Source organism: Rhodococcus sp. FG69 (assembly GCF_057808915.1).
The window spans coordinates 57,531-66,090 of sequence record NZ_JBMDIX010000038.1 but is presented as its reverse complement, the minus strand read 5'-3'; the positions used below and the strand labels follow the sequence as shown (position 1 = coordinate 66,090).

The window sequence follows — 8,560 nt, the reverse complement described above, 5'->3', positions numbered from 1 at the left end:
ACCCCAAAGCCCGCGAAGAAGCGATCTTCCTCAGAGAACGATTCCTCGAACACCGGGCGATCGTCACAGCACGCGAACGCTACCGCTACCCACCATTCTGAACAGCCCCCGAACCCACCCGCCGCGCCAACACCCATGCGGCCACGGCGCACACAGCGATCGTCGTGAAGACTGCCACATCGGCCACGACGAGCGCCGACTGCGACAGTCCGAAAGCCTCCCAACCGAATTGCCCTGAGTACGCCGTCCACCCCACATCCGCTGTATATGGCACAACGATCAACACCGGCGCGAGAATCGCGGGGACTGCAACGGCACCCAGCGTCGGCAAGCTGGAAGCGAGCGCGAACGCCGCAACGGCCGGTAGGGCAGTCGCGGCGAGGCCCTCATCCGCGAGCCCGACACCGGCGACGACGGCGAGAAGCCCGATTCCAACGACAGGCCTCGGCCACCTCCAACCCGCGACCAACCCGGCGAGTGCGGTCAACACAACAACCACGACCAACCATCGGTCGGCAACGAAGACCGGTTGCGCATCGACCGCCGCGATCGCGAGACCGGCAACCAGAACCAGCCCCGTCGCCCTGGGTAGCCACACTGCTCCTCCAACCACCACAGCGACGACGACTGCCCAGGCGACGGTCGCCTGCCACGTGGCACCCGGATAGATGCCGTTGCCGACCGAGAATCCGAAGAGCCAGTGCACGGCCAGCATGAGGATAGGAAGAGCGAGACCGACAACCAAGGCCCGAAGCTCGCGCACCTCGACCCGTAACTGCAGCGGCAAACAGAGCAACGTGAAACCCACGGCGGCGACTAGGAGCAGCCACATCGTGGGCGAACCGAGAGCGTCACCGACCGGCAAGTAGTCCGCATACCGCCGCGGCGTCGTGCGGACGAGGTCGAACGAACCGAGCAGGACGCCAACTGCAAGTGCGGCCTGCAGACCCCTACTCGACTCACATAGCGCGAGGAGTCCGCCCAGAATCAGTCCAGCGCCTGGTCCGCTCGCGAACAGGTACAGCGATCCGGAGATCAGCGTCGAAGCCGATACGAGCGCAGCCCCAACCACCACAGACCCCACCGCCGTCCCGGCACGTGAGACCACGGCGACCGTCAACACCGCCACGACCGCAGCGAGAGCCGCAGCCGCGGTACTGCCGAGATGCGGGAGATCTTCTGATCCGGGTTCGAACAGGACCATTCCGACCACAGCACCACCGCACGGCACGGCCAGATACTCGAACCTGAAATTCATCACATCATTAGACGCTCGATGATTCGAAACCTTCTTCCCGGTCTGTTGAGACGGCATCATCGGCCTATGGCATCCGTAAGAACAGAATGGCATGTGGACGCCGCCTGCCGCGGCGAAAGTTCCGACGTGTTCTTTTCCCCATCGGGAGAAGGTCGGAGTGCGCGGCGACAGCGGGAGGACCAGGCGAAGGTCTTGTGTGAACGGTGCCCGGTCATCGCACAGTGCCAACAGTTTGCCCTCGCCACCAACGAACCGTTCGGTGTCTGGGGCGGAATGACCGCACGCGAAAGGGCGCTGAGACGGGCCGCACTCACGAGAGCTGGCTGACAGAGACACGCTGTAGCGCACAATGGTCTGGTGAGCTCACAGGACGAACCGCAACAGTGGACCTACCTCATGGACATGGACGGCGTACTCGTCCACGAGGATCACCTAATTCCGGGAGCCGATGCGTTCGTCGCCGAGCTCCAATCGAACGACATCCCGTTCATCGTGCTGACGAACAACAGCATCCGAACCCCGCGTGACCTGCGTGCACGGCTGGAGCGCAGCGGGTTGAACATCCCCGAGAAGTCGATCTGGACATCGGCGCTCGCTACCGCCAATTTCCTCGGCAACCAGCGCCCAGGTGGTAGCGCCTACGTGGTCGGAGAGTCGGGTCTGACCACAGCACTCCACGACATCGGCTACGTACTCACCGACTCCAGCCCCGACTATGTGGTGCTCGGAGAGACACGCACGTACTCGTTCGAAGCGATCACCACGGCGATTCGACTCGTCGAAAAGGGCGCCCGGTTCATCGCCACCAATCCCGACGCCACCGGACCATCGCGCGAGGGTTCGCTACCCGCCACCGGATCGGTCGCGGCACTGATCACCAAGGCGACGGGCAAGGAGCCCTACTACGTCGGGAAACCCAACGCGTTGATGATGCGCTCCGCCCTCCGCGCAATCGGCGGTCATTCCGAGAGCACCCTGATGATCGGCGACCGCATGGATACCGACGTTCTGTCTGGACTCGAAGCCGGGTTGCAGACCATTCTGGTTCTCACCGGCATCTCGACCACTGCGTCGGTCGAGAACTACCCGTACCGTCCGACGAAGGTGATCAACTCGGTCGCCGACCTCGTCGGCCGAACGCAGACGCCCTTCTGATGCAGAGACTGTTCTGATGCAGAAGCCACACCCCGCGGCTCCGCCGCAGCCACACCCCGCGGCTCCGCCGCAGTGGCACGGTAAGGGTTCCCCTGGTGCACTCAACCGCGCCACTACGAGCTTCGTGCTGTCCCGACGCGAGTACAACATCGAGGCCACCGGCGTCCGACGTGCGTTTTCGACGATCACCGACGCTACGGACGCCGTCCGCGAAGGAACTCCCGTTGTCGGGGCGCTCCCCTTCGACATGTCCGACCGAATCGCGCTGACCGAACCCGGAACGCTCACCAAACGAGAGGGGCCGTGGCGCCCTTCCGATCAAACGGCTGCTCTCCCCCCGGTGAGCATCGGCGGTCAGGTTCCCGCCGCCGACGTTCACCTCGAACGAGTCCGTGCATTGGTGCAGGAGCTTCGGCGGGGCGTTGCGGAAAAAGTCGTCCTGGCGCGGTCCCTGCAACTCCGTGCCGACACCCCGATCGATCCGATTGCACTTCTCGGAGCACTCGTCAGCGGGGATCCACTCGGCAACGGCTACGCAGTCGACCTGTCTGCGGCCGGTGCCGGCTACGCGGGCAGATTCCTCATAGGTTCGAGCCCCGAATTGCTCGTCCGACGCCACGGCCGCACCGTCTCGTGCCACCCTTTCGCCGGAACCGCCGCGCGCAGCGCCGATCCCACCCTGGACGCAGGCATCGCCGACCAGCTCGCCGCGAGCGCTAAAGATCAGGCGGAGCACCGATTCGTCGTCGAGGAAATTCGAACCGCATTGCAACCGTGGTGCACAGACCTACAGATCCCGAGCACACCGCAGCTCAGCAGCACACCGCAGCTGTGGCACCTGAGCACACCGATCACCGGAATTCTTCGCGACCCGTCCACGACGTCACTCGACCTCGCCATCGCGATGCACCCGACTCCGGCAGTCGCGGGCGTCCCCCGCCGAGCTGCGATGGACGCGATCGCGCGCATCGAGGGGCCTCGCGGCTTCTACGCCGGAGCTGTCGGATGGTCCGACGGCACGGGCGACGGCGAGTGGATGGTCGCGATCCGCGGACTCGAACTCGCCGGCGACGGGCTGACCGCCCTCGCCACTGCGGGCGGCGGGATCGTCGAGGCTTCGGACCCCGAGTCGGAACTTGCCGAAACGACGGCGAAATTCCGGACGGTGTTGTCGGCTTTCGGGCTGGCCTGAAACAGTGGTGCGGTTGAGTGCACGTCAACACACTTAACCGCGCCACTGGCGGAGCCGCCCCAGCTCAGCCCAGCGACTGATCCAGATCGGCAATGAGGTCCTCGGTGTCTTCCAACCCCACCGAGATTCGCACGACGCCGTCGGAAATGCCCACCGCCGCACGACCTTCCGGGCCCATGGCGCGGTGCGTGGTGGTCGCAGGATGAGTGATGAGCGACTTCGAGTCGCCGAGGTTGTTCGAGATATCGACCACGCGTAGCCCATCGAGAACTTCGAACGCGCGCTTCTTTGCCTCACCCTCGGGCGCATCGAGCTCGAAGGTGACGACGGTGCCGCCGCCCTTCATCTGCTTCTTCGCGAGCTGGTGCTGCGGATGCGACTCGAGGTATGGGTATCTGACCCACGACACAGCCGAGTGCGCCTCGAGGAACTTCGCGATCTCCAGCGCTGACTGCGTCGAATGTCGCACCCGAACCGGCATCGTCTCGAGTCCCTTGAGCAGCGTCCACGCATTGAACGGGCTCAGCGCAGGACCAGTGTGTCGCATCAGCGTCTGTACAGGTCCGTCGATGTACTCACGGGAACCGAGAATCGCACCGCCGAGAACACGGCCCTGTCCATCGATGTGCTTAGTGCCCGAATACACGACGACGTCCGCACCGAGTGCAAGACTGTCCTGCAGCAACGGCGTCGCAAAGACGTTGTCCAACACCACGGTTGCGCCCGCCGCGTGCGCCAGCTCCGAGACCCGTTCGACATCGACCAGCGTCTGCATCGGATTGGACGGTGTCTCGAAGAACACGGCAGTCGTCGGAACCGAGAGAGCTTCTTCCCACTGCGCGTTGTCTTCGCCGTCGACGAACACGGTTTCGACACCCCAGCGGGGCAGAATCTCGTTGCACACCACGAAGCAGGATCCAAACAGGCTGCGGGCCGCAACCAGTCGGTCGCCGGCCTTCAGCAACGCACCGAGCGCCGTGAACACCGCAGACATCCCGCTGGAGGTTCCGAAGCACGCCTCAGCACCTTCGATGAGACGCAGACGCTCCTCGAACATCTTGACTGTCGGGTTGCCGTAGCGCGAGTAGACGAAGTGGTCGATATCGCCGGTGAACGCCTGCTCAGCTGCGCCCGCGCTCTCGTAGACGAAACCCGAAGACAGGTACAGCGCCTCGGCATTCTCGTCGAACCCGGACCGCATCAATCCGCCGCGAACACCGAGGGTTCCCTGCCCGACGCCCTCCGGGAGCGGCTTGTGGAATCCTCCACCTTTGGGCACGTTCATGGCTGCCTCCACGGCAATCCGACCGCACGCCACCCCACGGCGCCGCGGTGACCATCTGCGTCGGTCGCACCCTCGAAACCGTCGAGCACGTTGTACGACGGCCCGATGCCTGCCGCAGTCGCAGCCTCGGCGGCGCCGATCGAACGCTGGCCCGAGCGGCACAGGAATACCACCGGTCGCTCACCGTCCACCCCGGCCTCTTTCAACTGCTCGACGAAACCCTCGTTTCGCGCGCCGTTGGGGTAGCTGACCCACTCGATGAGATGTGTCGGTCGGTCGATCGACGAGGTGTCCGGAACGCCGACGTACTGCCATTCGGCGTGGGTTCGCACGTCGACCAGCACCGCGTCGGGATCGTTCTCGAGCAACTCCCACGCTGCCTGCGGGGTGATGTCACCTGCGTAAGTCACGGGCTCAACCTTTCATACATTGCACACCAGCCACTTCTCGTCGACGCGGACGAACTTCCACGTCTCGCTCGACGTCGCACCGATCTTCTCGAGCTTCGTCGGGACCGTCACCATTCCGCGATCACCGTTGACCTCGTAGTCGGTGGGAGCACCGTCGACTACCAGCTTGCCGTTCTCGTCGACGTCGTCCGCACGGGCGGATGCGTAGTCCGCGTCGCTTCCCGGGATCAACTGGGCGAGCTGATCCTGACAGGTCGTCGAACGCAGGAGCTCGGCGTCACCGTCGTTCTGCGCCGATACGAAATCGTCGATGCTGTCGGTCAACAACTGTGCCTGCGTGACATTGTCCTCGGCCGGCGCGAATCGGGCCGCCAGGAAAATGGCCGCGAGCACAACGACGACGATGCCGACCGCGAGAATGAACGGCCAGGGGGTCGGCGGACGACGCTCACCCGTCTCGGCAGCCGCTGCGGACGCGTTGTTCTGCGCTTCCTCACGACTGTCGGCCCACTGCTGTCTTCGTTCACGCCACGACGCCATAACCGCAATCTTTCCCGCAGGGTCGACGCTTATCACTGTCGGGGTCCGACAGGGATATCCCCGCGCAGCGTTATGCGGTGCATGACGCGGCGCTCGGTGCCGTAGTCGCGATTGGCGTAGTGGGAGGTGCTGCGGTTGTCCCACAGGACCAGATCGCCGAGACGCCAACGGTGCCGCACGACATGCTCGGGCTTGGTCAGGTGCGCATACAGGAGGTCGAGAATTCCCCGACTCTCCGCCTCGGACACTCCGACGATGTGCGAGGTGAAACCCGGGTTGACGAAGATGCCCTTACGTCCGGTCTCGGGGTGCACCCGAACCACCGGATGTTCGACGGGTACCAGCGTGGTCACCTCTTTCCCGTCCCAGACATTGCCCTTGCCGCCTCGCTTCTGTTCGAGGTAGTAGCCGAACTCGCGATTGCCGTCGTGCACGGCGGTCAGCTGGTCGATCATCTGACGGACGGGCGCCGACAACGACTCGTAGGCCAGCTGACTGTCGGCCCAGTTGGTGTCGCCGCCGTGCGGAGGAAGCACGACCGGTCGAAGAATCGAACCCAACGGTGGCCGTTCCATGAACGTCACGTCGGTGTGCCACACGTCGGCGAACCCGTTGTCCTGGCTGTCCAAGGCATACACCTCGGCTGCCACACGACCGCTGTCGTGCACCGGATGCCCAGCAGTCAGGTCGCCGAGGCGTCGACCGAAATCGATCTGACCGGCATCGTCGAGCGACTGGCCGCGCAACACCAGGACCTTGTGCTCGACGAGTGCATCCCGGATCGCCAGGACTTCGGCATCCGAGGCCGACGCGACATCGAGCCCGATGACCTCGGCACCGAACCGCGGCCCCAGCTTGTCGAGGGCAAGGGCCGAGCGAACTGAGTTATCCAGGACTGTCATGTGTTTCTCCTAGCCCGGAGCGACTTTCGCACGGTCGGGGCAGCGAGGAAGAATATGAAGCAGGGCGTGAGAAGTGGCGGGAGCAGAGAGCCGCGTCACCGACGACACATGGTGGTGCAGGTACGACAGAAGTCGACGGTCAGCCGCCGGACCAGGTAAGTCGTATGCACAACGCAAACCCTACCTGAATGGAAGGAAATGATGAAAGGCTGAGGCAATACCCCGTAGCTACGCCCACCAGCACTGATCAGGTAACACTTAATTTATGCTGGGGTGTCCGTACTTGCCCTCGACGAAGGTAGTTCGCTGCACATGACTGATCAGACTCGCCCACTCCGCGTAGCCATCGTCGGCGCCGGACCGGCCGGCATCTACGCCGCCGACGCACTCATGAAGTCCGACCACAATGTCAGCGGACCCGGCGTGAGCATCGACCTCTTCGAACGCATGCCCGCACCGTTCGGACTCATCCGCTACGGCGTCGCACCGGACCACCCCCGTATCAAGGGCATCATCACCGCCCTGCACAAGGTGCTCGACAAGCCCCAGGTCCGCCTCCTCGGCAACATCGACTACGGCACCGACATCACGTTGGACGACCTGCGCCGCTTCTACGACGCCGTCATCTTCTCCACCGGCGCCAACGCAGACCGCGCACTGAACATCCCCGGCATCGACCTCGACGGCAGCTACGGCGCCGCCGACTTCGTCTCTTGGTACGACGGCCACCCCGACGTCCCGCGCACCTGGCCCCTCGAGGCAGAGAAGGTAGCCGTCCTCGGCGTCGGCAACGTCGCTCTCGACGTCGCACGCGTTCTCGCCAAGACCGGCGACGAACTTCTGCCGACCGAGATCCCCGCCAATGTCTACGAGGGCCTCAAGGCCAACAAGGCCATCGAAGTGCACGTCTTCGGCCGCCGCGGACCCGCGCAAGCCAAGTTCACCCCCCTCGAACTCCGCGAGCTCGACCATTCGCCCAACATCGAAGTCATCGTCGCGCCCGAGGACATCGACTACGACGAAGGCTCCGAGCAGGCCCGCCGCAATTCCAAGCAGGTCGACATGGTCGCCAACACCCTGCAGGACTGGGCAATCCGCGACGTCGGCAACCGCCCGCACAAACTGTTCCTGCACTTCTTCGAATCGCCCACCGAAATCCTCGGCGAGGACGGAAAGGTCGTCGGCCTCCGTACCGAGCGCACCGAGCTCGACGGCACCGGAAACGTCAAGGGCACCGGTAAGTACAACGACTGGGAGGTCCAGGCCGTCTACCGCGCTGTCGGTTACCTCTCCCAGAACATCAGCCAGCTCCCATTCGACGAGCAGGCAGGCACCATTCCCAACGAAGCCGGCCGCGTCGTGGAGTCACCCACGTCGACGGTCCCTGTCCCCGCCACCTACGTCACCGGTTGGATCAAACGCGGGCCCGTCGGCCTCATCGGCCACACCAAGGGCGACGCCAACGAAACCGTCGCCAACCTGCTCGAGGACGCGCCCACCTTCGCCGGAGCCACCGACCCCGAACTCGACTCCGTCACTGCGTTCCTCGAAGGCAAGCAGGTCCCCTTCACCACGTGGGACGGCTGGTACCGCCTCGACGCCCACGAACGCTCCCTCGGCGAACCCGAAGGCCGCGAACGAGTCAAGGTCGTCGAGCGCGACGACATGCTCAAGGCGTCCGAGCCCGACAAGGCCTAGGCAGCTCCGCCACCAGTGGCGTGGTTAAGGGCCCTCTGGGGTACCTAACCGCGCCACTGGCGCGCAGCGCTTACACCCGCCGCGCAGCGCTTACACCCGCCGCGCAGCGCTTGACACCCG

The 8,560-nt window shown here is 64.5% G+C and carries 9 protein-coding genes; 4 read left to right on the top strand and 5 right to left on the bottom strand.

Annotated features, from left to right (window positions below):
* Positions 1–85: 85 nt before the first annotated feature.
* On the bottom strand, positions 86–1,258 hold the full coding sequence (locus tag ACODSO_RS23910; RefSeq protein WP_489039151.1) for a hypothetical protein: 1,173 nt from the start codon (positions 1,256–1,258) through the stop codon (positions 86–88).
* Between the two features lie 66 nt (positions 1,259–1,324).
* On the opposite strand from ACODSO_RS23910, the gene ACODSO_RS23905 reads away from it, so the two are divergent.
* The 3 genes from ACODSO_RS23905 to ACODSO_RS23895 all read left to right on the top strand — a co-directional run bounded on the left by ACODSO_RS23905 (position 1,325) and on the right by ACODSO_RS23895 (position 3,605).
* Complete coding sequence (locus ACODSO_RS23905) at positions 1,325–1,585, top strand: WhiB family transcriptional regulator (RefSeq protein ID WP_082897760.1); 261 nt, start codon at positions 1,325–1,327, stop codon at positions 1,583–1,585.
* Between the two features lie 69 nt (positions 1,586–1,654).
* On the top strand, positions 1,655–2,413 hold the full coding sequence (locus tag ACODSO_RS23900) for an HAD-IIA family hydrolase (protein ID WP_442971343.1): 759 nt from the start codon (positions 1,655–1,657) through the stop codon (positions 2,411–2,413).
* Positions 2,414–2,429: 16 nt separating this feature from the next.
* On the top strand, positions 2,430–3,605 hold the full coding sequence (locus ACODSO_RS23895) for an isochorismate synthase (protein ID WP_489039149.1): 1,176 nt from the start codon (positions 2,430–2,432) through the stop codon (positions 3,603–3,605).
* A gap of 64 nt (positions 3,606–3,669) precedes the next feature.
* Here ACODSO_RS23895 and ACODSO_RS23890 read toward each other — a convergent pair whose 3' ends face one another.
* From ACODSO_RS23890 to ACODSO_RS23875, 4 genes are read right to left on the bottom strand one after another with little or no spacing between them, the layout of a single operon-like run.
* Entirely contained in the window at positions 3,670–4,890 is a 1,221-nt protein-coding gene (locus ACODSO_RS23890) for an O-succinylhomoserine sulfhydrylase (RefSeq protein WP_489039148.1), read from the bottom strand.
* On the bottom strand, positions 4,887–5,300 hold the full coding sequence (locus ACODSO_RS23885; RefSeq protein ID WP_068373392.1) for a rhodanese-like domain-containing protein: 414 nt from the start codon (positions 5,298–5,300) through the stop codon (positions 4,887–4,889). The genes ACODSO_RS23890 and ACODSO_RS23885 overlap by 4 nt, the downstream gene beginning before the upstream one ends.
* 12 nt (positions 5,301–5,312) lie before the next feature.
* Entirely contained in the window at positions 5,313–5,876 is a 564-nt protein-coding gene (locus tag ACODSO_RS23880; protein ID WP_489039147.1) for an Rv0361 family membrane protein, read from the bottom strand.
* Positions 5,873–6,742 carry a TauD/TfdA dioxygenase family protein gene (locus ACODSO_RS23875; protein WP_489039146.1) on the bottom strand — a complete coding sequence of 290 codons (870 nt, stop codon included), beginning with the start codon at positions 6,740–6,742 and terminating at the stop codon, positions 5,873–5,875. The genes ACODSO_RS23880 and ACODSO_RS23875 overlap by 4 nt, the downstream gene beginning before the upstream one ends.
* Before the next feature lie 312 nt (positions 6,743–7,054).
* Here ACODSO_RS23875 and ACODSO_RS23870 point away from each other — a divergent pair, with 312 nt between their 5' ends.
* Positions 7,055–8,440 (top strand): FAD-dependent oxidoreductase, encoded by a 1,386-nt coding sequence (locus ACODSO_RS23870; protein ID WP_489039145.1) that lies wholly within the window; start codon positions 7,055–7,057, stop codon positions 8,438–8,440.
* The last annotated feature ends 120 nt before the right edge of the window (positions 8,441–8,560 follow it).

What these genes read in the sequence shown, in the direction of transcription:
- ACODSO_RS23875 (WP_489039146.1), bottom strand. Translation starts at nt 6,742, where the DNA reads ATGACAGTCCTGGATAACTCAGTTCGCTCGGCCCTTGCCCTCGACAAG.
- ACODSO_RS23905 (WP_082897760.1), top strand. Translation starts at nt 1,325, where the DNA reads ATGGCATCCGTAAGAACAGAATGGCATGTGGACGCCGCCTGCCGCGGC.
- ACODSO_RS23900 (WP_442971343.1), top strand. Translation starts at nt 1,655, where the DNA reads ATGGACATGGACGGCGTACTCGTCCACGAGGATCACCTAATTCCGGGA.
- ACODSO_RS23890 (WP_489039148.1), bottom strand. Translation starts at nt 4,890, where the DNA reads ATGAACGTGCCCAAAGGTGGAGGATTCCACAAGCCGCTCCCGGAGGGC.
- ACODSO_RS23895 (WP_489039149.1), top strand. Translation starts at nt 2,430, where the DNA reads ATGCAGAAGCCACACCCCGCGGCTCCGCCGCAGCCACACCCCGCGGCT.
- ACODSO_RS23910 (WP_489039151.1), bottom strand. Translation starts at nt 1,258, where the DNA reads ATGAATTTCAGGTTCGAGTATCTGGCCGTGCCGTGCGGTGGTGCTGTG.
- ACODSO_RS23870 (WP_489039145.1), top strand. Translation starts at nt 7,055, where the DNA reads ATGACTGATCAGACTCGCCCACTCCGCGTAGCCATCGTCGGCGCCGGA.